This is a genomic window from Paraburkholderia sp. BR10872, assembly GCF_040965835.1.
GTDB lineage: Bacteria > Pseudomonadota > Gammaproteobacteria > Burkholderiales > Burkholderiaceae > Paraburkholderia > Paraburkholderia nodosa_A.
Window position 1 is genome coordinate 37,027 of the sequence record NZ_JBFRCN010000057.1, and the last position, 25,458, is coordinate 62,484.

At 56.3% G+C, this 25,458-nt stretch carries 16 protein-coding genes and 7 pseudogenes; 15 read left to right on the plus strand and 8 right to left on the minus strand.

What is annotated here, in order from left to right:
• Positions 1–3: 3 nt before the first annotated feature.
• The 9 genes from cysC (at position 4) to AB4Y43_RS32855 (ending at position 14,430) form a co-directional block, all read left to right on the plus strand.
• Positions 4–621, plus strand: coding sequence for an adenylyl-sulfate kinase (gene cysC / locus AB4Y43_RS32815; RefSeq protein ID WP_368619618.1), 618 nt, complete (start codon positions 4–6; stop codon positions 619–621).
• Positions 622–713: 92 nt separating this feature from the next.
• A complete protein-coding gene (locus tag AB4Y43_RS32820; protein ID WP_368729679.1) occupies positions 714–2,315 on the plus strand; it encodes an efflux transporter outer membrane subunit in 1,602 nt (533 codons plus the stop codon).
• 93 nt (positions 2,316–2,408) lie between these two features.
• The gene (locus AB4Y43_RS32825; RefSeq protein WP_069268323.1) at positions 2,409–3,560 is read left to right on the plus strand and encodes an efflux RND transporter periplasmic adaptor subunit; all 1,152 of its coding nucleotides are present in this window, start codon (positions 2,409–2,411) and stop codon (positions 3,558–3,560) included.
• Positions 3,561–3,571: 11 nt separating this feature from the next.
• Positions 3,572–6,616, plus strand: coding sequence for an efflux RND transporter permease subunit (locus AB4Y43_RS32830; RefSeq protein WP_368729680.1), 3,045 nt, complete (start codon positions 3,572–3,574; stop codon positions 6,614–6,616).
• 662 nt (positions 6,617–7,278) lie between these two features.
• Entirely contained in the window at positions 7,279–8,967 is a 1,689-nt protein-coding gene (locus AB4Y43_RS32835) for an NAD(P)/FAD-dependent oxidoreductase (protein ID WP_368619621.1), read from the plus strand.
• A 35-nt stretch (positions 8,968–9,002) separates the two neighbouring features.
• Positions 9,003–10,343, plus strand: a complete 1,341-nt coding sequence (locus AB4Y43_RS32840) for an amidase family protein (RefSeq protein ID WP_368619622.1) — start codon at positions 9,003–9,005, stop codon at positions 10,341–10,343.
• A 71-nt stretch (positions 10,344–10,414) separates the two neighbouring features.
• The gene (locus AB4Y43_RS32845) at positions 10,415–11,770 is read left to right on the plus strand and encodes a carboxyl transferase domain-containing protein (RefSeq protein ID WP_069268318.1); all 1,356 of its coding nucleotides are present in this window, start codon (positions 10,415–10,417) and stop codon (positions 11,768–11,770) included.
• A 934-nt stretch (positions 11,771–12,704) separates the two neighbouring features.
• Complete coding sequence (locus AB4Y43_RS32850) at positions 12,705–13,562, plus strand: sterol desaturase family protein (RefSeq protein WP_069268317.1); 858 nt, start codon at positions 12,705–12,707, stop codon at positions 13,560–13,562.
• A 91-nt stretch (positions 13,563–13,653) separates the two neighbouring features.
• Positions 13,654–14,430: a glycosyl hydrolase gene (locus AB4Y43_RS32855; protein WP_069268316.1), complete on the plus strand. Its 777-nt coding sequence runs from the start codon at positions 13,654–13,656 to the stop codon at positions 14,428–14,430.
• A gap of 73 nt (positions 14,431–14,503) precedes the next feature.
• Here AB4Y43_RS32855 and AB4Y43_RS32860 read toward each other — a convergent pair.
• A pseudogene (locus AB4Y43_RS32860) lies at positions 14,504–14,707 on the minus strand (transposase domain-containing protein); the annotation flags it as partial.
• A gap of 116 nt (positions 14,708–14,823) precedes the next feature.
• Between AB4Y43_RS32860 and AB4Y43_RS32865 the strand changes: the two are divergent.
• Both AB4Y43_RS32865 and AB4Y43_RS32870 read left to right on the plus strand, forming a co-directional pair.
• Entirely contained in the window at positions 14,824–15,057 is a 234-nt protein-coding gene (locus AB4Y43_RS32865) for a hypothetical protein (RefSeq protein ID WP_176732985.1), read from the plus strand.
• Between the two features lie 698 nt (positions 15,058–15,755).
• A pseudogene (locus AB4Y43_RS32870) lies at positions 15,756–15,851 on the plus strand (transposase); the annotation flags it as partial.
• Between the two features lie 655 nt (positions 15,852–16,506).
• Here AB4Y43_RS32870 and AB4Y43_RS32875 read toward each other — a convergent pair.
• The 6 genes and pseudogenes from AB4Y43_RS32875 to AB4Y43_RS32900 form a co-directional block, all read right to left on the minus strand.
• Positions 16,507–16,842, minus strand: a complete 336-nt coding sequence (locus AB4Y43_RS32875) for an H-NS family nucleoid-associated regulatory protein (RefSeq protein WP_069268313.1) — start codon at positions 16,840–16,842, stop codon at positions 16,507–16,509.
• A gap of 147 nt (positions 16,843–16,989) precedes the next feature.
• Positions 16,990–17,712 (minus strand): annotated as a pseudogene (locus AB4Y43_RS32880) (IS6 family transposase).
• Between the two features lie 52 nt (positions 17,713–17,764).
• Positions 17,765–17,879, minus strand: a pseudogene (locus tag AB4Y43_RS32885) (transposase); the annotation flags it as partial.
• A 13-nt stretch (positions 17,880–17,892) separates the two neighbouring features.
• Positions 17,893–18,162: a hypothetical protein gene (locus AB4Y43_RS32890; protein ID WP_069268312.1), complete on the minus strand. Its 270-nt coding sequence runs from the start codon at positions 18,160–18,162 to the stop codon at positions 17,893–17,895.
• A gap of 25 nt (positions 18,163–18,187) precedes the next feature.
• Positions 18,188–18,476: pseudogene (locus tag AB4Y43_RS32895) on the minus strand (helix-turn-helix domain-containing protein); the annotation flags it as partial.
• Between the two features lie 231 nt (positions 18,477–18,707).
• Positions 18,708–19,084: pseudogene (locus tag AB4Y43_RS32900) on the minus strand (transposase).
• An 804-nt stretch (positions 19,085–19,888) separates the two neighbouring features.
• Between AB4Y43_RS32900 and AB4Y43_RS32905 the strand changes: the two are divergent.
• The 3 genes from AB4Y43_RS32905 to AB4Y43_RS32915 all read left to right on the plus strand — a co-directional run bounded on the left by AB4Y43_RS32905 (position 19,889) and on the right by AB4Y43_RS32915 (position 23,989).
• On the plus strand, positions 19,889–21,160 hold the full coding sequence (locus tag AB4Y43_RS32905; protein ID WP_218108682.1) for an acyl-CoA dehydrogenase family protein: 1,272 nt from the start codon (positions 19,889–19,891) through the stop codon (positions 21,158–21,160).
• Between the two features lie 244 nt (positions 21,161–21,404).
• Entirely contained in the window at positions 21,405–22,430 is a 1,026-nt protein-coding gene (locus AB4Y43_RS32910) for an aldo/keto reductase (protein WP_069268311.1), read from the plus strand.
• Between the two features lie 752 nt (positions 22,431–23,182).
• The gene (locus tag AB4Y43_RS32915) at positions 23,183–23,989 is read left to right on the plus strand and encodes a class I SAM-dependent methyltransferase (RefSeq protein ID WP_083245587.1); all 807 of its coding nucleotides are present in this window, start codon (positions 23,183–23,185) and stop codon (positions 23,987–23,989) included.
• Between the two features lie 78 nt (positions 23,990–24,067).
• On the opposite strand, the pseudogene AB4Y43_RS32920 reads toward AB4Y43_RS32915, so the two are convergent.
• Positions 24,068–24,689: pseudogene (locus tag AB4Y43_RS32920) on the minus strand (transposase); the annotation flags it as partial.
• A 113-nt stretch (positions 24,690–24,802) separates the two neighbouring features.
• Here AB4Y43_RS32920 and AB4Y43_RS32925 point away from each other — a divergent pair.
• Positions 24,803–25,246, plus strand: a complete 444-nt coding sequence (locus AB4Y43_RS32925) for a universal stress protein (RefSeq protein WP_368619624.1) — start codon at positions 24,803–24,805, stop codon at positions 25,244–25,246.
• Positions 25,247–25,458: the final 212 nt, after the last annotated feature.

Here is a 25,458-nt window from a genome sequence, read left to right on the forward strand (position 1 = left end):
AGTATGGCGAATGAGCCTTCCACTTCAGAGTTGTATGCGCACGGCTTCCGGGTTCCCCCGGAGGCAAGAGCACGCTTGCTTCGGCAAACGCCGGCCATTCTCTGGTTTACCGGCCTATCAGCCGCGGGAAAGTCGGCTATTGCTGACACCGTGGAGGCGCGTCTCCATACAGCTGGCCGACTCACCTACATTCTTGACGGCGACTCCGTCAGGCTCGGTCTATGCAAAGACCTTGGCTTTACCGATGCAGACCGTCACGAGAACGTACGGCGCGTCGCAGAGGTCGCAAAATTAATGGCCGACGCCGGCATCGTAGTTTTGGTATGTCTCATCTCGCCGTTCCGCCGCGATAGGGAACTCGCCCGCTCTACGGCGGGCCGCCGTAACTTCGCCGAAATCCATGTCCACGCGAGTTTAGCCGCGGCGGAAGCCCGTGACCCTAAAGGGTTGTATCGGCTGGCAAGGCGCGGCGCAATCCAGCGCTTCACCGGCATCGACTCCCCGTATGAGGCGCCGACGGATCCGGACGTCTTCATCGACACATGTTGCAAGTCCATCGACGAAGGTGCCGATATGGTCCTGAATTGGCTCCGCAGTTCAGACCGTTACCATCATTCGTGATTGCATACACGCTCGCAGCAACACCGTTGAAACTGGAGGAGTTCTGCATCCAACAATTGAGAACACCCATCGCTCGCAAGCCAGGTAGATAGATGAATGACGAGGTCCAATGCGGCTCCGGTCGTGCACGTTTGCATCCGCAATCCAGCGCGGTAGCTTTTCACTGCACAACAGGCCGGGTTGTCACGCGTGCCGCAGTAATCGCTGTAGTGTTTCCACTCCTCGGCTCGCTGGCCGGCTGCACGGTCGGCCCCGAATACCACACGCCAGCGCCACCCGCGACTCAGCATTACACAGCAACGCCTTTACCTGATCGCACGGCTTCGTCGCAGGGCGAGGCGGGTCTCGAGCAGCGGTTTGCGGCCGGCGGCGACCTGCCCGCTCAATGGTGGACGCTCTATCGCTGCGAGCCGCTCAACACGCTGATAAGCGGAGCACTTAAAAATAGCCCAACGATCGCAGCAGCCAGTGCCGCGCTACGCCAGGCCGCCGAGAATATGAGCGCACAAGCAGGCAGCGCACTCTCCCCGTCTGTCGATATCAAGCTCAACGCGATACGGGAGAAGCTGAACGGCGCGACGTTGGGGCAGCCCAACATCAACAAAATACTGACTCTATACAACACGTCGGTAAGTGTTTCGTATGATCTGGATCTGTTTGGTGCAGTTCGGCGCGAGCTCGAATCGCAGGGCGCGCAGGTCGATTTTGAGCGCTTTCAGCTGCAAGGCGCCTACCTAGCACTGTCGGCAAACATCGTGACGACTGCCGTCAAGGAAGCGTCGCTGCGTGAGCAGATCAGCGCGACCGAGAACATCGTAGCCGACGAGGAGACGCAGCTTGGCGTTTTGCGCAAGCAATTCGAATTCGGCGGTGCGGACCGGATTGCCGTGCTCTCGCAAGAGACGTTAGTCGCGCAAACACGGGCGACGCTACCGCTGCTGCGGCAGTCGCTCGATCGGACTCGACACCAGCTTGCCGTGCTTTCGGGCAGATTACCGAGCGAAGCAGGTGTGTCCGAATTCACGATGTCGATGTTCACACTACCGCAAACCTTGCCGGTCAGTCTGCCTTCCTCGCTGGTCCGGCAGCGGCCGGATATTTTGGCCGCTGATGCCGTGCTGCACCAGGCGAGCGCCGAGGTCGGTGTCGCCACGGCAAACCTCTATCCACAACTCATGCTCTCCGCGAATTACGGCCCACAGTCTTTAACGCCGGCTGGCATGCTGAAGTATGCCGACATGATCTGGAACATCGGCGCGGGACTCACGCAACCAATATTCCATGGTGGGCAATTGACCGCAAAAAAAAGAGCGGCGGAAGCCGCCTTTGACGAGGCCAACGCGCGATATCGGCAAGTCGTGCTGCTCGCATTCGAAGATGTGGCGGACACGTTGCGCGCACTCGATCACGACGCGGCTGCTCTTGCCGCCCAAACCGACGCCTGGCGCGCGGCTAGCAGTTCACTGGATGTGGCGCGCGGACAGTTTCGAGTCGGCGGAGTCAGCTATCTGTCGCTGCTCGACGCACAGCGCCAATATCAGCAGGCCGTCGTGAATCTCGCGCAGGCGCAAGCAGCTCGCTATGCAGATACAGCTGCTTTATTCCAGGCACTGGGTGGCGGTTGGTGGAATGACACGGCGTATGACGAGAAGGGGCATGCTGGGCATGCAAACGCCGGCGCCCGCTCCCAGTGACTGCTCATGACGATTGCTGCCGCCGCATACGTTTCACGGGTAGCGCGCCAAAGACGCTTGTGCCTCGTGAGTTTGCCGTGCAAGGACACTACGATGACGATGAAAAGACTAACAGGAAAACGGATGACCATCATGCTGATCTGCGTGGGCAGTCTACTCGGCACGCTGATCGGCTTCAATCTTTACAAAGCGCATATGATTAAAAAGTTCATGATGCGCGATGGCATGGCCGCCGCCACGGTCACGTCAGCTGTGGTCAGCTATCAGACTTGGCAGCCGCAGCTTTCCGCCACGGGCAGCCTACGCGCGGTGCGCGGCGTCGACGTGACGACAGAAGTCGCAGGCCTCGTGCGCGAGCTCGAATTCAGTTCCGGTGAGGAGGTGAAGGCCGGACAGGTTCTCCTGCGCCTCAACGCCGACTCTGATCGCGCACAGCTCGCATCGCTAAAAGCTGCCGCGGACCTTTCGCAAACGGTTTACACGCGCGACAAGGCACAGTATGACATACAGGCCATTTCAAAAGCCCAGTTGGATGCCGACACAGCCGAACTGAAGAGCAGACGGGCGCAAGTCGAACAGCAAGCTGCCCTCGTCGCCAAGAAAACCATTCGCGCACCTTTCGCAGGACGCGTGGGGATCACCACCGTTAATCCCGGCCAGTACATCAACCCGGGGGACGCAATTGTTACCCTGCAAGTCGTCGATCCCATTTACGTCGACTTTCACCTACCCCAGGAACAACTGGCGCAACTCGAGGCCGGACAGCACGTCTCCGTAAATACAAGCACATTTGCGAGCCTTAGCTTCGGTGGCCAAGTCCGCGCGATAAATCCGCGCGTGGACAGCACAACCCGCAACGTTCAGATCGAAGCGGTCCTGGACAACCACGAGCGCAAGCTGTTGCCCGGCATGTACGCGAACGTGAAGATAGATGTGGGTAGCGAGCAGCGCTATCTGACCTTGCCGCAAACCGCGATCGCGCACAATGCGTACGGTGCAACGGTATTCGTCATTAGACGGCGCGAGCAAAAAAACGCGCACGGTAAAACAATGCCGGTGGCGCAACAGGTATTCGTGACGCCGGGACCCACGCGCGGGGATCAGGTGGCGATCCTGAGGGGTCTCGACGAAGGCGCGCAGGTCGTCACGAGCGGTCAGCTCAAGCTACAGAACGGCACACCGCTCATCATCAATAATCGTGTGCTGCCTGCGGACAGTCCTGCTCCGACGCCTCAGGAGGAGTGAGAGGCCTCCCAATGAAATTCACCGACATTTTTCTCAACCGGCCAGTCCTCGCGTCAGTACTGAGCGTGCTGATCCTCGTACTAGGCTTGCGTTCGCTCTCCACGCTGAAGGTCAGTGAATATCCTCAAACCCAGACGGGCGTAGTCACGCTTACCACTTCCTATTACGGTGCGAGCGCCGACACAATGGCTGGGTTTATCACGCAGCCGCTAGAAGCCGCCATCGCTCAGGTGCAGGGCATTGACTACATGTCGTCGAAAAGCAGCACGGGCGTGTCGACGATCAACGCGACGCTACGCATGAATTATGATCCGAACCGCGCACTCACCGAGATCAATACACAGATAGCGTCTGTGCGTAACCAGTTGCCGCGCGAGGCCCAGCAGCCGGTGCTGACGATGCAGGTGGGCCAGACCACCGACGCGATGTATATGGGCTTCTACAGCGACGTGCTGCCGCCCAACAATGTCACCGACTATCTGCTGCGCGTTGTGAAGCCGAAGCTCGACTCCATTCAGGGCGTGCAGACCGCGGAAGTACTGGGCGGTCGCCAGTTCGCATTGCGCGCATGGCTAGATTCAACCAAGCTCGCAGCGCACAATGTCACTGCTTCTGATGTCTACACAGCACTCAACAACAATAACTACCTCGCGACACTCGGCACAACAAAAGGCCAGATGACCAGCGTCAGTCTAAACGCGCGTACCGACGTCCGTTCGGTGGAGGACTTTCAGAAACTGGCTGTCAAACAAAAGAACGGAGTGATCGTGCGTCTCGAGGACGTTGCCAATGTCGTGCTAGGCGCGGACAATTATGATTCCAGCGTCGCATTTGGCGGCAAGCGTTCTGTATTTATCGGAATTAAGGTAGCGCCTGACGCAAACGTGCTCGATGTGGCCAGACGCGTTAAATCCGTGTTTCCCGATCTGCAGAAGCAGTTCCCGACGGGGATGGCTGGTGATATCGTCTACGACGCGACAGACTTCATCAACAGCGCGATTGATGAAGTAGTGAAGACGCTCGTCGAGACGTTGCTGATTGTCACGGCCGTTATCTTCCTCTTCTTCGGTCGTTTGCGCGCCGTCATCGTACCCGTGGTCGCGATGCCGCTTTCGCTGATTGGCACGTTCTCCATGATGCAGTTGCTCGGTTACTCGATCAATCTGTTGACGTTACTCGCGATGGTGCTCGCGATTGGGCTGGTGGTCGACGATGCGATCATAGTCGTCGAGAACGTCGACCGCCACATGAATGAAGGCAAGTCTCCCATGGAAGCCGCGCTAACTGCCGCGCGCGAGCTTGGCGGCCCGATTCTGGCAATGACCGCCGTGCTGATCGCCGCATATCTGCCTATCGGCTTTCAGAGCGGCCTGACAGGCACCCTTTTCACTGAATTTGCGTTCACCCTTGCGAGCGCCGTCGCGGTGTCAGGCGTGATTGCGCTAACCCTGTCGCCGATGATGTGCTCGCGCATTTTCCAAAATGTGCACGAGTCCGGGCGTTTCGCCGTTTTCGTCAATCGACAGCTGGATCGTGTGCATGCCGGCTATGCGCGGCTCTTGCATGCGGCCCTCGACACATCTTCCGTGTTCGTCGTCATGGGAGTTATGCTGCTTTGCGGAACCGTTTATCTCTTTTCGACTTCGCAGGCAGAGCTTGCGCCGCAGGAGGACCAAGGCATCGTCCTATCGCTGATCCAGGGGCCGCCGAATGCCACAGTCCAGCAAATGCAGACATACGCCGATCAGGTGTTAGAAATGTCGAAGCGCTTGCCCGAATATGCCCAGCTGTTTCAGCTAACTGGCCTGCCAACATTGAATCAGGGCTTCGGTGGCGTTCTCTTCAAGACTTGGGACAAGCGGAAAAGAGGCGCAACCGAACTACAGCAGGAGCTCCAGCAGAGGTGGAATGGCATTGCTGGTGCTCGTGTCGCCGCGTTCCAGTTCCCGCCTTTGCCGGGCGCACAAGGTTTCCCCGTGCAATTCGTGATCAGCACGACAGAGCCCTTCGAGAATCTCGACCAGGTGACGAAAGCCGTACTCCAGAAAGCGCGTGCAAGTGGCATGTTTCTCTTTATTGATAGCGATCTAAGGATCGACAAGCCAGAAACGGTCGTCATAGTTGACCGCGACAAAATCGCGTCACTCGGCCTCACGCAAAGCGATGTAGGACAGGCGCTAGGCGCTGCACTCGGCGGTAACTACGCAAGCTATTTCTCGATCGCTGGCCGCTCATACAAGGTGATTCCGCAAGTCCAGCAAATAGATCGACTGAATCCGTCACAGGTACTCGACTATTACTTGCGCACGCCGGACGGCAGCATGATTCCGGCATCGACGGTTGCGCACCTGAAGCAAGCAGTCGTCCCTGAATCGATCAATCGGTTCCAGCAACTCAATGCGGCAACGATCTCCGCTGTGATCTCACCTAGCGTCTCCCAGGGCGAAGTTCTCGACTTCCTTCGTCAGTCCACGAACGAAGCAGCTCCGGCAGGTTACAACACCGACTACGCAGGGCTATCGCGCCAGTTCATGCAAGAGTCCGGTAACTCCTCGGTCACGCTCATGTTCGCGACGATTATCGTGTTTCTTGCGCTTTCAGCGCAATTCGAAAGCTTCCGCGATGCCCTGGTCATTTTGGTGTCCGTCCCGATGGCGCTCTTCGGTGCTCTCGTCTTCATCAATGCCGGCTTTTCGACGCTCAATATCTATACGCAGATTGGACTTGTCACGCTCATGGGACTCGTCAGCAAACATGCGATTCTTGTCGTGCAGTTCGCGAACCAGCTTCAGCGCGTGGGCCGCGGCAAGCGAGAAGCCTTGGAGGAAGCGGCAGGTGCACGCTTGCGCCCGATCCTCATGACGACGGTCGCCATGGTGCTCGGCGTACTGCCCTTAGTCGTCGCCTCGGGCGCGGGCGCAGCAGGCCGCAACGCAATGGGTCTGGTGATCTTCACCGGACTATCGATCGGCACTGCGTTCACACTGTTCGTGGTACCGGCGATGTATATGTTGCTGGGTGCAAATCATCAGGGGACGCCAAAAGACCAGTCATAACCTGGTTGTTCAACTGTGCAGTAGCGATGTCTTCGTCTATTCAAAATACACACTCCCCGGCACCCGTGCGTCAGCATGATTGCCGTGCGAGGACGAGCGATGCGCTGCTTGGCATTGGATTTCGTCGAGCACGCCTAACCCACCCTTTTGCAGTTAGGGAAGCCAACGCTGGAAGGTCCACCGGTCGTGCTCCTCGAGCGCTCTTGAGCTCACAGGCAATGAGATGGACAAGAGGACGACGAAGCGTCAAACGCTTGCAATGGCACCTAGATCAAGGTGCTGGCGCCGTGACCCTCGCAAACGCGCGGGCGCGACGAGGTTTCTGACCCGATGAAAAGACCATCGTTGTCAGCGCCCTTAAGGTTGACCCAGAGCACATTGTCGGACCTCAGGTATAGCATCTCCATTTTCACACTATCGGCACAACTATCCATAGCCCGCTTCCAGATTGCTACAGACATCAATTTTACTTGCTTGATTTCGCTACAGCAGATTGCTATCGTCGATTGCATAGACATTCCGGCGCGGCATTTTCTACTGACGAGCAACACGTTATCGGAAACGAAATATAGGATCTCGCCCCGTTCTATCGAGATTCGTGCGTCACTTCCCGCCATCATCGTCTTTCGCGTCGATGCATTGCCATTACAGGAGAGGAATCCATGAAAAACTGCGTCGCATCTTCAAAAGTACCATCGACGACCGTCGATCTACTGTATGACTATGCTCCGTTTTTGGACCGGGGCGCATCTGTAGGGGCCATCGGAACTCTCTCCTCGAATATCGCAAGTCCACGCGTTGCTATTGTGGGAGCTGGCATCAGCGGCCTTCTGGCCGCGAACGAACTGATGCGAGCAGGTGTATGCGACGTCACTGTGTTTGAAGCTCGCGATCGTATTGGCGGCAGGTTGTGGTCACAGGCGTTTGATTCAGAGCACCCACATCTCATCGCCGAAATGGGCGCAATGCGGTTTCCCCCAAGTTCGACCGGTCTTTTTCATTACCTTGACCGGTATGATATTCCCACCACAGCATCGTTCCCCGATCCTGGAGTCGTTGATACGGAGCTGCATTATCGCGGCGTCCGCCATATCTGGCCGGCCGGAAATCCACCGCCGCCTCTATTCAGGCGTGTACACGAAGGGTGGAGAGCTCTTTTGCAGGATGGATGCGTGATCAATGGCACAGCTCTCGTCGCGCCAGCCGAAATTACTGCCATGTTAAAATCGCAGCGCTTGAACGAAGCACGCACCGCGTGGCAAACATGGCTGGATTTATTTCGCGACAGCTCGTTCTATGCCGCCATCGTCACCATTTTCACGGGTCCTTGCCCGCCTGGAGGTACCGCTTGGGAAAGGCCGTACGACTTCGAACTGTTTGGGTCCCTTGGGATTGGCTCAGGTGGTTTTCTCCCTGTCTATCAGGCCGGATTCACTGAAATTTTGCGTCTCGTCATTAACGGTTACATGGACGATCAACGCCTCATCTCGTGCGGAATTTCAACACTGGCTGAACGCATTGCAGGCGAGAATATTTATGGCAACACCGTTTCCGAACGAGTTCGCTTCAGCGGCGTCGGTCGCATCTACAAAGAAGGTTCAGAGATCAAGATCGTGACTGACGATAACGAAATTGCGACCTTTGACCGGGTGATCGTCACCAGCAACAACAGGGCGATGCAGATGGTTCATTGCTTGACAGATGATGAAACGTTTCTCAGCCGCGACGTATCCAGAGCAGTCAGAGAAACTCATCTGACCGGATCGTCAAAACTCTTCATGCTCACCCGAGACAAGTTCTGGATAAACAAGAAACTGCCCATAACCATCCAGTCTGACAGCTTCGCACGAGGCGTATACTGCCTTGACTACGAACCTCACAACCCAGATGGTCGGGGTGTGGTTTTGCTCAGCTACACTTGGGAGGACGACGCTCATAAGTTGCTGAGCGTTTCGGACAAAAAAGAGCGATGCGAGTGCTTCGTCGACGACCTGTCAACCTTCCATCCAGAACTTGCGCGTCACCTCGTCCCTGCAGATAAGGACTATGAACGCTGCGTCCTCCATCATGACTGGCTGACCGACCCGCATTCGTCCGGCGCCTTCAAGCTCAACTACCCCGGCGAGGACGTCTATTCGCAGCGTCTTTTTTTTCAATTTCAGACGGCAAACGATCCAGCAAGCGATACAGGACTCTACTTGGCAGGATGCGGCTGTTCTTTCACCGGTGGGTGGGTTGAGGGAGCCGTGCAGACAGCGATCAACAGCGCATGCGCCGTTATACGTAGCGTCGGGGGTGATCTTTTGCCTGGCAACCCTCTTGACGATATACGCAGTGCCTACAGCTACTAATATCGCACTCCCCGACCTCCCACTTGCAAAATTTCATGCATTTTCACAACACTCTTGAATCACTTCGCGACGTCATAAGGTCTGGAGCAGTTACAGCGGAAGAGATCCGGGATCGCGCACTGAACGCAGACGCTAACCAGACACATCTAAACTGCTTCATACGTGCTCGCAGTCCGGAGGCTCACTTCGCGAGGGCGAGGGACAATCTGCGAGGCGCGCCACTCTACGGCATTCCTTTTTCTACAAAAGACAATATTTGCGTCAAGGGACTCCCTGTAACCGCCGGGACACCGGGCATGGTAGATTGTATAGCCACACGCGACGCACTTGTGGTCAGAAAGCTCAAATCCCTCGGTGCCGTCGTCGCCGGCAAGAACAACATGCATGAACTGAGCTTTGGAATCACGTCCGTCAATCCCCATTGGGGAACCGTGGGCAATCCGGCGGCTCCGGGCCATTTGGCCGGCGGAAGCAGCGGCGGCTCCGCCGCAGCTGTGGCAGCCGGTATTGTCCCGATGGCGATCGGAACCGACACTGGCGGCTCGGTGAGGATACCCGCAGCCTTTTGCGGCATAGTCGGTTTCAGACCAACAAGTGGCCGGTGGTCTTCATCCGGGATCATTCCGGTTTCACGCACGAAGGATTCACCGGGCCTCCTGACGCGTTCGGCAAAAGACGCATTGTTTCTATACGACTTGCTGAGCTCCGATAGCCAAAGCCCGCCAAAACAAACAAATACTCGCTGTCGAATCGGTCTTCCAAGCTCCATGTGGAACGACTTGGATGATGATGTTCGGAAGCATTCCTGGCAGGCGATCAGGCGTCTCACTCGTGCAGGCTTTCAGTGCGTCGACCTCGATGACGCTGTTGTTTCAGAATTAAATAAGTTCGGCACTTTTACTATTCCAGTTTACGAATTTTTTACGGACTTTCCGCGCGCACTGCTCTCGTTTGGATGGGGAAGCAGGGTTAATGCTGTGTTCGACAACATCCATGACAAGTGCGTGAGGAGCATCATTCATCAACACCTTGACGGAAGTTTGATTTCCGCGAAAGACTATTCCGCCGCAGTGCAGAACATTAACGACTTGCGGCTACAAATGAATGCGCTGCTCAACGCTCGATGGATCGATTTTCTAGCTTATCCCACTGTCCCGCGCAGCACTCCTCACGTTAGCGATGCACAGCGTCCGGGACTGTTCGCAGACGTAATACGCAACACCGACCTCGCAAGCAATGTCGCAATGCCCTCCATTACCTTGCCTGTGGCGCCGAACGATGCATTACCCGTGGGATTGAGCCTTGATGCCGCACGTGGCCAAGACCGCCGGCTCCTTCTGATGGCGGCCGCTGTGGAGGAGATTCTTGCTTCGTAGCGTACGCGACTCTCAATCGCGCTGGCGCTGGACTTCCAAACGCTCACGCACTGCCAGGAGGTAAACAGTTCATGCAGATTTCGTTGCAAAGAGTTGGCATGCTTTTTGATGCGGGTAGCTTTGTCGAACATGATCCAAGAGCGGACGCCCACTTCCTCTGCGGCGAGGGACTAATCAATTCGGTCAAGTCATTTCTGGTCATGAATCGTGGACAAGACTGTATGTTCAATGGAACCGGACAATGGCGTACTGCCGAGCAAATCATAAGCACTGTGAATCAGGCCCGGGACCAGCGGGCTCCGTTGATATACATTCAGGATCATCCGGGAGAGGTGGGCAGTTTCGATACAACGAAAGTAATTTCATCAGATATGTCGAGATTGCTTTTGTCTCCAGCAGGGATGGGCAGGGTCAGCGCGTCGCTCGCAGAGTTAGCAGAAGCCAATCTGCTGATCTCAGCAATACTAGGACCGACGTCAGGCCCGTTGGCTCTTCCGATCATGCTCGCCGATCTGGTTTTGATGACTGAGAAAGGGGCTCTATGTATGGGCCGTCCGGATATGGTGAAGGCGATGCTGGCTGAGCAGTCGGATCTTCATTCGCTTGGCGGAACAGACGTTCACTGCCGGGGCTCGGGGTCAGTTCAGCTCGCGTTCAAAGATGAACGCCATTTGTTTGAATGCGTAAGAGATTTTCTACGCTGCCTCGTCAAAGGCACACCGTCGACCACGCTTGAATATGAGGAACCCGACGCAGTCGATTTTGAAAATTTGATTCCGTCCAATCATCGCACCCCCTATGACATGCATCATTTGCTGCTTTCTTTTGTGGACAAAGGCAGCTTCACTGAAACAAACGCCGAATACGCACGAGAAGCATTGACGGGCTATGCGCGCATTAAGGGACATTTCGCGGCAATCGTGGCAAACAACCCGCGATTCAACAGCGGCGCCATCCACCGGAAATCCGCGGCCAAGATGGCAAAAATGATAAACATAGCTGCAAAGACCAGCATGCCAATCATCTTCCTTGCCGACGTTCCCGGGTTCATGATAGGCAGGGAAGCTGAAAGTAGCGGTATATTTTTGGCAGCAGCGGAGTTGTTCAGAGCACATGTCAGATGCCACGTACCTAAGCTACTCCTTGTCGTCCGAAAAGCCTACACCGGCGGTGTGTATGCGATGAGCGGCCCCGGATTCGATCCAATAGCCGTGCTGGCGTATCCGCACGCACACATCGGCGTTTTTAGCCCGGACACGATGGGCAAACTGATGTCTGGTGCTGAAGGCGCTATTAAAGACACGATGCGGAAGCTATCTGACGAGATCCAGAATCCTAATCTTTTAAAGGCTGATGGACTGATTACTGACGTAATAGGAGTGGAAGAGACTAGACAAGAGGTTGTCAGATATCTGTTTCCGACGTGACACGGTCCGTTCCTCACGGAAGATTTGAGCGGACGGTCGCGCGCAATGGCGCCTCGAAGAGGACCGTTCTGCGCCATCAAAATCCCTCAGAAAGTTTTAGTAAAATCGAGGCATCTGACGATGCGCAATTAGCCAGACCTGATCGCTTACGCGCACATAGAACCAGACTGCACTATCAGCCGCTAATCGTCGGCGTTGTCACGTTGTCAGTCCGGCACCGGGACTTTGGACATTTCCGCCCCGAGGACACCACGTCGCTGGACCATACAGGCCCCTTCACCGAACGGCCGTTGGCTCTTCCGCACTTGCCCATCCGCTCAACTATGATGTAGGGCGATATCGGTGCATCAGGCAGGGAAGTCAAATCGTTGAATGCCAGCTGTGGTTTCTCGCGTCTCCTAGTGCCCAGATGTCCTTGAGAGACGGACTCGCTGCTGTGGGTTTCGTGCCGCGCCAACCCAACTGTGACGGCATAGGAAGGACGGTCGGCCGCGATGAGATTGCCGTCCTATCCGCAGAAGAGCAGGATCGGTGAACAGTGTGGCAATCAACTCCTGCGGCAAGTCAGCTGTGGCTGAATGCCGCCAGTACTTACGACGGAAGCGAAAACGGCATTTAGAATACGAATGTTTCCTATCCAAACAATTGATTTTCGCAATGGCGCGAAGCGATGCATACTAAAACTTACCGTGCAGTCGTCACGGTTATAGTTTGATATGGTTTGAAGTACTACGGTACTGATGTTGCTTGATCTGCTAGGTGCAACCCGCGCACTACCACCCTCACATCGAATGGCATGCCGAATCGGTATTTATAGGACGCGCCGGACCAAATAGTTTCGGACCGGTGAAGCGACAGCTGTAAGGCGGCTGCCTGACGATTACCGCTTTAATCTAGGCTCGCGCATAGAGCGCCGATTCGCCGGAGCAAATGAATGCACGTTGTCGATATTGATCAGATGGCCCGGTTCTTCGTGAGCTCATTAGAGCTCGTGATGGTGTTCGCTAACGTCTGCGTCGTACTCGAGCTGATCTATCCGGCCTACCGCTACAGTTTTGCGTCATACATTCGAGGCGTGCGGAACTGGATAATCCGCATTGGTTGTGGTGCATTAATCTGGCACCTTTACGCTATGGGGCTGCAGTGGCTAGGGGTGAAACCACTCCTGACAGTCGATTTTGGGGCGTTGTTCCATTCCGGCAACACGATTGTCGGCGTGTTTATGGCGGTTCTTTCTGGCGTCCTGGTTGCAATTGCCGGCGACTTCTTTTACTACTGGATGCACCGCGCACAGCACGCAATTCCGCTCCTGTGGCGCTTGCATGCCACTCATCACTCGATCCGCGAGCTGACCGCGTGGAACTGTAATCATCACATTTCCGAACCGCTTGTTTACGCGGTGTTTGTAGCACTGCCACTCGCGCTAATCCACTTCAATTCCGGTGTCGTGCCCGCGATTGCCATGACGCTAATTAGTTTTCAGGCACATCTTTCTCACTCTAGCACGCGCGTGAATCTCGGGCCGCTCCGATACATCATCGGCGATAACCAGTTTCACCGCATTCACCACTCAATGGAGTCGCATCACCGGCACCAAAACTATGGGTTCTTCACCACCATCTGGGACACGGTTTTTCGCACGGCATACTGGCCGGATAAAGAGGAATGGCCGGAAGTGGGTCTTCGCAACCAACCGGAACCGCATACGGTTCGCGACTACGTTCTGTTCCCGTTTGACCAACGCCGCTGGTTCCGACCGGCGGTCAAAAGTGGCAACAGGATGAGTGAATGATAGTTCCGCAAAGTTACCGCTCATATCCCCTAAAAGCCAAGAGAGACCAATCTCGACTGACATCATCCACTGTATAGGAGACAGCAACCTTATGCCGCGAACGCCATTCCTCGCCGGCTGTGCCGCCACAGTTTTGATGGTTTGCAGTGCAGAAGCACAGGCCGATGGCTGGTCTGCAACTTCGCCCGAAGCCTCGTCCTGCTATCCGGCCGATCTCCTTTTTGCTTCTAGCTCCTACGGTAGCTATACGTTCAACAATGACGTTTGGGCGCCCTGCCAAGGTGTCGCCGCAGGCAAGCAGACGATCTGGGCCAAGAGCAACGTTGACTGGGGCGTCTCTTCAAAACAACCCGACACCGGCCACATCAAGTCTTATCCGCACATCGGATACGCGGTCAACAAGCCACTCAGTTCGCTTAACTCGCTGACCGCTGTCGTCTCATCGACCACGCCTTACGGCGGCGCTTGGGAATCGACCTTCGATATCTGGGCCGGAAACAATGCGCACGAAATCATGGTCTGGCTCAACTATACCGGATTGCCTGATGGCTGCGGCAACGTCAAACCGATTTCCGCGAACTGGACGTTCTCCGGCTGTGCGATCCCAATTCAGAAAGATGTCCCGCTGTCGGGTGGTACCTGGAATGTCTACGTGGGCAGCAACGGCCGTAACACGGTCTATTCGTTTCTTCGCACAACAAAGACCGACCACACCACGCTCGACGTGCTGGCGTTCATGAATTACCTCAAGTCGCGGAATTATTTCGATGACGTCGTGCTTGGTGAGGTTCAGTACGGCTTCGAGATCACGTCGTCGCCTAGTGGCCTGTCTTTCGCGTCCAAAAACTTCGCCGTCACCACCGAGTGATGTGGCCGCCTCCAGTCCTCGCGTAAGCGTACGGTGCAGGCCGTTCTTGACACCGGTGAGTGCTTGAGGATTCTCAGGCGTGGTCGTTCTTGAGATGATCGGCAATTACCCACGGAAGCAGTTCGCCGACGCGACTGACTGGATGATCGGCGATACATGCAATGACGTAGCGCAGAGCTTCGGGGTCGAGGCCGTTCAGCTTGGCCGTGGCGACCAGCGCGTAGATTGCGGCAACCCTTTCGCCGCCACTGCCCGAGCCGAAGTGCAGGAAGTTCCGTTCCAGCGCTACCGTTTTGCGTCTTTGCCCTCATGCGATTTGCACGTTTTGATCAAACCATGCTAATCGCCCCCTTAGCGGGAGATGCCAGAATCGCTCGTGCGCTGGATCAAGTCATGCAGAAGATCGAGGTTTCTTTCCAGCGAACCCTTGACGGTGTCGAGACAAAAGGCGCGGCCCGCGGCCTCAGTGACCGTCTTGTTATAGCGGTCCGATTACCATTCGACGAAGCGGTTCCACACCGTCGTCGGCAGCGGGCCGTCGCGTTCGATGCCAAGATACAGTCTGCTGGCGTGGGCCTATGTCTGACGGCCACATCCGATGCTGGCCATCAAGCGCTGGCCGCCTGATCATGCCACCGACCCGCATACACCATTCTTGACGATTTCTCGCAGACCCGATCGGAAACACGAGCGCCCCGAACCAGGGGACCTACATGCCGTCCTGCTGCGCAAGCGGCAGGACGCCGGCCAGCGCAAGCACGGGCCACACTGCATGCGGAACTTGCGGCTACCGACCGAAGGAGAGCGGCCCGAGAAAGCTGATGGCGACTGCAAGACCGAGTGACACGCACGCGCCGGACGGCTTCGAAGTAGCACAGCGTCATGCCCGCCATCGCACTACCGAGGACGATGGCGGCGATCCAGCGCCGCCGGAGAAGGTTGAAGCGGCGGTCGCACCACGATTGACGGTACCACGCCCGCGAAACAAAGGCGCACCCAAGTCGTGCTGAACGTACCATATTGTGCCATCACGGGCCGCGGCAACGCGGCACCAAGCTGTACGCTGCACATCGACGCGATGGCCATGATAGGCGCGGGCCCACTTGCACTACGATTTACGCGGACGGAATCCGATTCTTCGCTCATACACGGCTCAGTGACGATGAGGCACAAATCCTAGCAGCACCAATTCGCTTTATATAAATGGTTATTTCTTCTGGATACTTCGATCATATTGATGCCCCTTTTAGTCCATTGTATCGTTGAAAAAGCACCTTATTTGGTATCCAATGGAACACATGGAAAAGATGAACTTGACCACGCTTGGACGGTCGAGCGTCGCGCCAGGGAAGTTGCTGCGAGCCATGCTAGTCTGGATGCTTTACAGCGTTCGCTCGGAGCGCCAACTGATGGAGCAGGTGGCTACATACCGCGGAGAGTAATGCATGTTGCATGAGCACGCTGCGGGTTTTCGTGCCAAACGGCACGAAAACAAGACTTTTCATGTAGTCATGCAGAGCACTTTCCGAAATCTTAGTAGTCTTATGACCTCCGCAACTAAAAATCTGACAGATCCCTTCGGGCGTCGCTTGATTGTCTGCGCCGCCCTGTCGGTTATCCCTCGCCCGGTAGCCGGGGCCATTGAGCGTCTAACACGCTGTTGAAGCGTTTCGTCTTACCATAAATTGGCGTTGCAGATTATCTTGCAAAGGTTCACCCTGCGACTGTCAAAAAATCTCACCGTCGATGGCCGGCTCTGCCTCGAACTAGCAGCTGCTTCATCCGCCACTTACGCTTCAGTCAAAAAGGACGCGATCATCCCTGCTCAGGATATCATCCTACCGCGCTCGGAATTCCGAGCGTCTCGCACAGTCCCTGCTCGACGCGTCGCAGCTCCGCGCGGCCCTTGATGGCCGTAGCGGGTTAGCTATTGTGCGTGACAGGACGGCGAATCAGGGAAACGGCCACAGGCACAAACCGAAACCGAGATGAACTCCGCGCGGCGGGCGCCTACGTGCGGCCGCACCTGGCCAGAGACTCGCAACGAGGCTCGACGTAGCGCAGGCCGAGAGAGAGTTAACCAGCGCGAACGGCCCGCAGCGTGCCGGCTGGTGCATCGTCGCTCTCGATGAGGAACAGACTGCGATCCTTGCCAGCGATCCAGGCCGGTTCACGGCCCCGGCCGCTCCACTCGCGGCCAGTGGCCGGGTCTCGGTACTTCGCGAGAACCGGCTTCATGTGGTACGTGCCACGTCGATATCGCCGGAGCTCGTTCGAAGTAATATCCCACTCGGTCATCTTCTCACGAATCTCCCGCAAAACGTTTTGCCGTTCGTCCTGCCTCGCACTCTCAATGCGCCGGTTCAACTTTTGCAACTCGGCGATGAGGTGCTTGTACGTATCGCCTTTCACCTGATTCTGTCCTCCGTGCTAGTCGATGCGATCAGTTCGAACCGGCCGCCTTCGGTGCGGTCGGCTTCCACGTCTGGAATGCCTTGTCTGGCTTTGTCAAGTTAAGCGATGGAGTTTGCCAAACCCCATTAACAATAGGCATCCTTATCAGATAACCATGCAGTTCGTACCAGTCCACTCAAACCAGCAGCGCAGGTGCGCCTGAAGTTCAGCTCTATGGCAGGCTGCGCTCATTTGATGCCGGGGCAACGCCGAAATGCTGACGGATCGGTCCGAAGCGCGTAAGAAACGCCTGCGTTCGGTGTGGATCGCGAAACCCCTGCGTTTGACACTAACGCCCGCGCGTGGGCTGGTGGCTATTCTCGGCGCGGTTGTTGACCCCGGCAGAGGCCTTCACGAAGAGGTGCTTCACACCGACCAGCTCGGTCACTTCCGCTTTGGCTGCCGGGTAGCTCCGCAACTGGTCGGTAACGATCTTCGTGGGCACCGGGGGTGCGAGCAGAGCCCCCCTGAAGAAGCGTTTGGCCGCAGCCTTGTCGCGGCGCTCTTGCAGCAGCACATCTAAGCTCTGCTCCATGTTCGTCCACCGCGCGTCACAGCACGTACGACCCGCCGCGCAGCTTCACGAACATTTCATCGAGATGCCAGGTGGAGCCAGGCTTTGCGCGCGCGGCTTTCCCGCGCCGCGTGGGCCCCGAACCGGTCGCACCAGTTTCGCACCGACTCGTAGCTGACCATCACGCCGCGCTCGAGCAATAACTCCTCCACGTCGCTCAGGCTCAGGTTAAAGCGGTAGTACCAGCGTACCGCGCAGCTGATGATCGCGGCCGGAAAACGCAAACCATAGTACGGCGTTTTGTTCCTCTTCACCCTCTCATTCTAACCGCCTTCGACTTGAAAAAGCCAAACAGACGGCCGCCAGCCATCGTTGTGTCTGCTGGTACACGAGTTGCCACGGCGTATAAATTGGTCGGCAGCACTCGCCACGCCGCCCAAGCGCGAGCCATCCAGCGCAACGCATTGAGCATCTCGCGCAAGATCGGTTGATCGCTATTCAATGCCTCCTTGCTTGCCGTCTCGCTCGTGAATATCTTTATCGGACAGATCGTGACGGCGGGCTTTGTCGCATCGATTATTCAGATCCAGACGACAGAATGGGCTCGCGAGGATATCCTCCACGTGACTAGTTGGAAATTGTGAGCGGAGCGCCACCCCAATTGCTTGCCAATTGGTAAAGGCACCGCTTTCGGCGAATTCGAAGGCCTTTTTTCGGATTCGCTCGCGCCGCTCCATCGTGTCGGTGTCGATCATATTCTTCATAGTCGTCCAGCTTCAGTGCGAATTAAAACTTGAACTGCAACGGCGTGAGGCCCCGTACGGCTTGCGCCAGCCAGCGCATCTCCTCGGCAGTGACCTTGGCGCCCGGCCGAGGACCGGCTCGACGAGCAAGGCGCTTTGTCCGCCGTTGGCGAAGTCGGCCAGCCAACGATAGACGCTGCGTTCGTTCACCCCGCAGGCCGCCACTACACTCGCCACGTCCTGTCGTTCGCCAACGGCTTCACTGCTTGCTGGCGCATTGCCTGCAACCTCACGTGATCCAGTTTCCGGCCATAGGGATGACGTTTGGATTTCATGCTCGTACTGTCTCGTCATTGTGACAATACTTTGAAAATGTTAGTAAACGCGGTGCGCCACGCGCTAACGGCTTGCCGCACGCTTGCGCACCTGCATTCGCAAAGATACTCATGCGACTCGACATCGACGTTGATATGCATCATATGGTTCTTGGGAGACGGGCTCACCCGTAGAATTGGCGTTGTCACGTTAAGGTACGAGATGCAAGAGCGCACAGGACGTACATTCGCTCAGAAATTGGACGGATCTTGGGTGAGCCTAGTGAAGCGATGCCACCCGGCAGAGCGTGCGTCGAGCTGTTTGCGATAGAGTGATGCACGCAGTAAATGTCGCTTGAGCGCGAAGTGCTGGCGAATCGGTCCGAAGCTCGATAAGAACGCTTGTGTGCGACCAGGATCGCGGAAACCACACATCCGGCGTTCGCGCTCACGCGTAGGTTGATGGCTGTTTTCGGCACCGTCTCGTAACTGACAACGACAGCGCGCTCGAACAGCAGTTCTTCAATATCACACAGGCTAAATTGGAACCAGAAACACCGCCGAACCGCGAGACTAATGATTGCCGCTGGGAAGCGGTGGCCGTGATAAAGCGATTTTCTTTTCTTCATCGAGACATCTTACGTTACAGTGCCCTCGCTAGTCCTGATAGTCGGACATTAACGCAGTTGGGTCGACATCGGCGGTTATTCCCTTCGCGTCATGCCCACCCGCATGACGCGCCTTTTTTCGCTACATTTACTCCTTGGCAGCATGCTTTCTGCTGAGGTGTGAGTGGCCTGCCGTTAAGAATCTAAACGCGGGTTAGCATCGCTCGCGCCGGGTTTTGACGGCGCCGCACCGATCGACTTCCAGCATGCAAGCATACAGCTCAACGCCATGTGGATAAGACGATTGTCACGCGCGGTGAACGCGAAACCGTCAACTGGAATATCTGAGCGGTCATCTCTCGGCGATGCAATGATTGCGACATTACTATAACTGAACGACATTTCAATTCTTTTGATATTAATTGCCTTGCGTCTCTACTGAACGCGAGGCACACTTCTGAAAGCGTGTATAAAGTATTAGATCCGTCGACGAACAATAGATTTGTCAACCCGAGGCCGAACCGCGAGTGCCTATTTGCGCGGGTCTTGCATTCCAACCACGCTAAGCGCACAGGAGGAAAACCCATGGTCCGGCTCACCAATCCCCCGCCTACAGCCACAATTGATGCTTGCCACATAAACCACAGAAATGAACGCACGCTGCCCGTCACAGAACCAATAGCATATAGACTGCAGCCGGGTAGGCGATTAGCACGAGAACCGCGTAATGCTGGTCAATCATGACGTAAGGCGCAACAACTAACCACCGCCGCACTGAACCTGTCATAGGTGAAGGCATGCTCGCTCATTTAATTAATCAGACACATGCTGAAACTAATGAAGCAAAGTAATGCTCTACACGAGTCAGATCGCCCGGTGCCAAAGGGGCATCAAGCTGAAATTCAAGCCCCCTCTGACGACGAGGGCCTGGAGATCTCGTCAGTTGCAGCCGGTCGGATCCTCGACGCGATTCGCGATCTTGCCCCGGACATGCTCGCGCGCGTAACCGAAATCGAAGCCGGACGATGCATGCCGTCCGACCTTATCGAGAAATTGCGATCGATCGGGGTGTTCCGCGTGTTCGTGCCACGCAGCCGTGGAGGATTAGAGTTAGATTTGCCGTGGGGAATGGAAGTGATCAGCGCGTTGGCTCGGCTCGACGGGTCAGTCGGCTGGACCGCGATGATCGGCATTTCATCGGCAATTATGAGCCCTCGATTGCCGAGACAGACTTACGATCTGATGTATCAGGAGAAGTCGGACATCATCATAGCTAGCGTATCCATGCCTGGAGGCACCGCCGAGAAAGTGCCAGGTGGGTGGCAGATCAGCGGCCGTTGGCCGTTCGCCAGTTGTTGCCGCAACGCCGACTGGATGGCGGGTCTGTGTGTCATGTCGGAAGGAGGAAAGCCACTCCTTGGCCCGGCAGGGGATGCCGGGCCAGCCTTGGTCCGGGGTGTCGCCTTGCCGGCCTCGGCTTGGCATATTGAAGACACTTGGCACGCCTCCGGCCTCAGAGGTACCGGCAGTCACCACATAGCCCTACAGAACGTACTCGCGTCGGAGGCCAATTTTTTCGACTTTCCGGCTGGCGCATCATGCGAACCGGGACCGCTTTATCAAGCTTGGCGGCACCTCCAGTCGGTGCTTATTGGCGCGGTCTGCGTAGGCATCGCGGAGGGCGCGTTGTCGGATGTTGCCGAGCTCGCCCAAAGCGGCAGGCAACAACTTCGAGCGCCGGCTCCTATGCGCGACTCGGAGATGGTCTTGGGCGAGCTGGGCCGAATTGAGGCAGATGTGCGTGCGGCGCGGGCGGCCATGCAGGTTCAGGCGGAGAGTCACTGGCGGCACGCCTTGGCCGGCACGCTGAATGGCCAAGCGCTGTACAGCGAGGGCATACAGACTGGAATCTGGATTGCGACGATCTGTGCCCGCGCAGCGCATGCCTGCTTTACCCTGGCCGGCGGTGTCGCAGTGTATGAATCTTCACCACTTCAGCGGCGGCTGCGCGATCTGCAGGCGGCTGCGCAACACGCCATGGTCCACCAGCGGCACTACGCGGAAGCTGGTCGGATGATGCTGGAGCGGGTCGTATGAACGTCAAGGTCGGACAAATGGCCATAGAACGGATCGGGGAACGGCAGGAGGCTTTAGGAGTGGCAGGCCTGCGTATCAGCCTTCCGCATGTCCATACTCAGCGAATTCCAAGCGCGCCAACCTCCCGATCGGTCGGCTTTCCTCCTATATGGTTAGTTATCCGATCGGCGTTGGCAATGCCAGTTCAACCCCTCGCAAGCACACCGGGGCCGCACCATGATGACCGTTATAAGGCGCAACTAAGATGCAGAGTATCCAGCTCGCCCCAAACTACGAGATTTCACGAGTGATCCACGGAGGCTGGCAACTCGCGAGTGGCCACTGCACGCCCCGAAGCGAAGATCCCGTGGCGGACCTGGTGGCCTTCGCGGATGCCGGAATAACCACCTTCGACTGTGCCGACATCTATACCGGGGTCGAAGAACTGATCGGTCATTTTAGAAGGCGCTATCGCGATCTGCGAGGGGAAGAGGCCCTCGCCCGAATCAAAGTCCATACCAAATTTGTGCCGCATTTAGACATACTACGGCGCATCAGCAAGTCTTATGTCGAGAGGGTGATCGACCAGTCACTGCAACGCCTCAACCAGGAGCGGCTCGACCTCGTACAACTCCACTGGTGGGAATACCGAGAGCCACGTTGGATCGAGGTGGCGCTGTGGCTCGATGATCTTCGCCGCGCCGGCAAGATTGATAAGATCGGCGGCACCAATTTCGACACTTACCATATGCTGGAGATCGTGAACGCAGGAGTGCCGTTTACCTGCATGCAGGTGCAGTATTCGCTGCTCGACGGACGTCCAGAGCGGCGGATGGCTGCGGCGGCAGTCGAGTACGGTATCCCCCTTCTGTGCTATGGAACCGTGGCAGGCGGCTTCCTCGCCGACAGATGGTTCGGCGCACCGGAACCGACATGGGAGCTGGAGAACCGTTCGCTGGTCAAATATAAGCGGATTATCGACGACATCGGCGGTTGGGATCTATTCCAGGCCCTTCTGACAATGCTCCGCCAGATCGCGGACCGGCACGGATCCGACATCGCCACAGTCGCCAGCGCTGCGATGCTCGACCGACCGGGGGTGGCGGCCGTCATCATCGGCGCGCGCGACCGCACTCATCTAGCCTCGAACGTCGCCATCTCAGGTCTCACCTTGACCGCCAAGGATATGGACCTTATCACCGGAGTTCTGGCAGAAGCGACGGAGCTTGAGGGGGATGTCTATGGGCTGGAGCGCGACGACCAAAACGGTAATCGCACCCGCAAACCCTGATTCACCTCAATCTAGGCCGGTATCCGGATATAAGTTGGAGAGAGTTGAATGAGAAACGCTTTACCGCCTAAGCGGGCCTTCGGCATCTTGGACGACGACGATTTGCGCAATTGGACAACAATACGTGGACCGCCTCGGGCTAGCCGAAGCCTGTCAACAGCGAGGCTTTTACGCCTACCCTCTGGCGGAGCACCATTTTACGTCGCATTGACGACGCCGTTCCTGTCGAGCGTCGCACAGCGCGCCGCGTAACTTCGTCTCGGCCCTCTAGTCATGCTGCTTATAGCCTTCGTCATCCGCCACTTGCGCTTGAAGAGATCTGCATGCTTTATCACCTGAACGGTGGTGGGTTCGAAACAGCACAGGCTCGGCTCTCTTCCGATCAAGCGAGGTTACTTCGGGATAGATGTGGACGCGGTGCCAGAACGTTACTTCAAAGCAAGCGAGATTCTAATGGAGGCGATAAAAGGTGGCGCCCTTTCGTATCGGGACCACCGTTTTCAGCTAGACAACGGCCCTTTGACTGATGCCCCATCAAGGTCCGTGCCAACCGCCACCAATGGACCAGAGTCTGCGGGCAGGGCCGCTGCAATCGGCGCAAAATTCGCATCCGCAGCGCCCGCGTCGTCTTTCGCAAGTCGGCCCCTGAAATGCGAAAACCCGAGGGCACATCACCAGGGGCCAAGACGAGAGCATAACGGTTGCAAAAGCCGCGTCACTCAATCGAAATTAAGAATTCTCAATGAGGCAATATGGGCTACATCATAAAAACGGATGACAGTGCCAGGCTAAGACTCGGCATCCAAAGCCGGTTATACGAACAGTCCAGTGTCGACCTTATAAGCAGAGCCGGCACGCTTCGCGGAAGGAAGATCCTTGAAGTTGGCTGCGGTAGTGGCGCAATGACACTGAATCTGGCGCGCGCGGTTGGACATCAAGGAACGGTGACGGCTATAGATAACAGTCCGGCGCAGCTAGATGCGTCCCGCGAATTGGTAAGAGAAAATGGTTTCAAGAATGTTCGCTTTTTCGAAGGTGACGTTAATTGCCTAAATCATTTGGATAACTCATATGACTTAGTCTATTGTCGGATGGTGCTCCATCATGTGGCGGATGCTGATCACGCGATTCGTGAAATGGTGAATGCGCTCCGCCCAGATGGCCATTTGCTGTGCGAAGAGCCGGTGATTCATGACGGCTCATTCTCTTTTCCACCGTCTGAAGCAATCGATGAGTTTATAAGAATCTTAAGATCTTGTTTTATCGTGAACGGCCGTGATTACAATATCGCCTTCCGTATGGAGAGTGTTATCAGGAATCTCGGTTTGACAATTGAACATTACCGCTTATATCACCCGTTACTCAATTCAGCCAAAGATAGGTTGCTTTACGCGATGAGCTTGAGTGACCTCGCGCCGCAGATGATCAAAAACGGAATAATCGATCCTTCGTCAGCTTCTGAACTTCATGAGAAACTAGTACACGTGGCGAATTCTGAGACAACAATGACTTGGGCGAGGATGCACAGCGTTCTGGCACGGAATTGTTCAAAGGCTTAGAGACGGCTTCATAAAATTGTTGGGCTTGCTGAAAGGTGTTCCAAGCAGATCACCCAACAGCCAGCTTAGAAGGCGCTTTGCAGCTCTGTTAAGGGCTGCGCAGTGGAAGAGAATAAGCAGGGAGAACACGACGAAATGCAAACCAGCCAAGGTTTTGGGCAAACCCTCGTAGTTTCTGGCCAGTCGTCTGAGGCGGTTGAGCCAGCCGAAACTGCGCTCCCCCACCCAACGACGCCGCAACAGTACAAAGCCTTCATTTGCCTCCGGCAACCTGACCACGCGAAGCTCGATGCCTTCATCGCGAGCGGCTTCTGTGGGCTCTTCGCCGGTGTAGCCTTGGTCAGCGAACGCGATTCTCACCGTCTCCCCCGTAGCCTGCTCGACCTGTCGCGCCAGTTCCCGATCTATGCACGCTCCTGTTCACTCGGCGGCGTGACATGCGCGCCCAGTGGTTGCCCAAATGTACGCACGGGCAGGGTATATGAGCTTACTACCCGTCATAGCCTGCGCGTGGACCACGCTACCACTTCGACTGCAGAGCGCGTCCATCGAGAATGCCCCCACTGACCCCGGCGATCGTGCGTCACGCAGATAATCAACCGCAGACACTTACCATTTATTTGAAACAGCCTGCCTGGAACCAGCGCTGCGTCTACTGGTAGACCGTCTCCCAAGGCGGAAAGTCATTGGGGGTTAGTTTCCCCAGTCTGGCCTACCGCCGCAGCCCTCTCCCATAGCATCGGACGCCGGATTTCGACGAAGTAATACGATTGATTCGCGAATTATCAACTTCACAAGTCTAACGGACTCCTAGTGTCTGACTATCAAAGCATTCTTGTTTATTACGACGGATCGGAAGAAAGCCAGCAAGCTCTGAATCGTATTCCCGAGCTGCGCTGGCAAGGAGCGGGTGAACTCCATGTGCTTGCTGTTGCCGACATTTCCACTGCACTCATATCGACAGCTGGGATCGTGACCGACCTTGCTTATTCAACATATTTAAGCAATACATCACAGTTGCTGGACAACGCGCTTTGTCGTCTGAAAAGCGAAGGCATTAGGGCGAGCGGCTACCTTTCTCACGGTACAGTGGTCGACAGTGTCGTGCACTACGCGGAGCGATTGAATGCTGGTTTGATCGTGGCGGGATTTCGCCATCGTCAAGGAATTTCGAGGCTATGGCGTGGCCGCCCTTGGCAATTCGATTTGATCGAGCGTTTGGTTGGCCGAATGGTTGTTATTGTCTCTCAAATCTGACGCCAGCATTGAGGTTCCCTCGGTTTTTCGCCTTCCAGAGTTTTCTGGTTACGCGGCCACATCCTTGGCCTGCTGAGCTTTGATGGTAAGCGGCTCGCGTGGGCCGCTCTCGACGTTATGCGCGTAAGTGAGGCATGCTCGGCGAGCGTGATTCTGTCTGTGCCTACCCGCAATCAGGGGATGGAGGCAGGAGGGTCGGCCTTGCCGCGCAG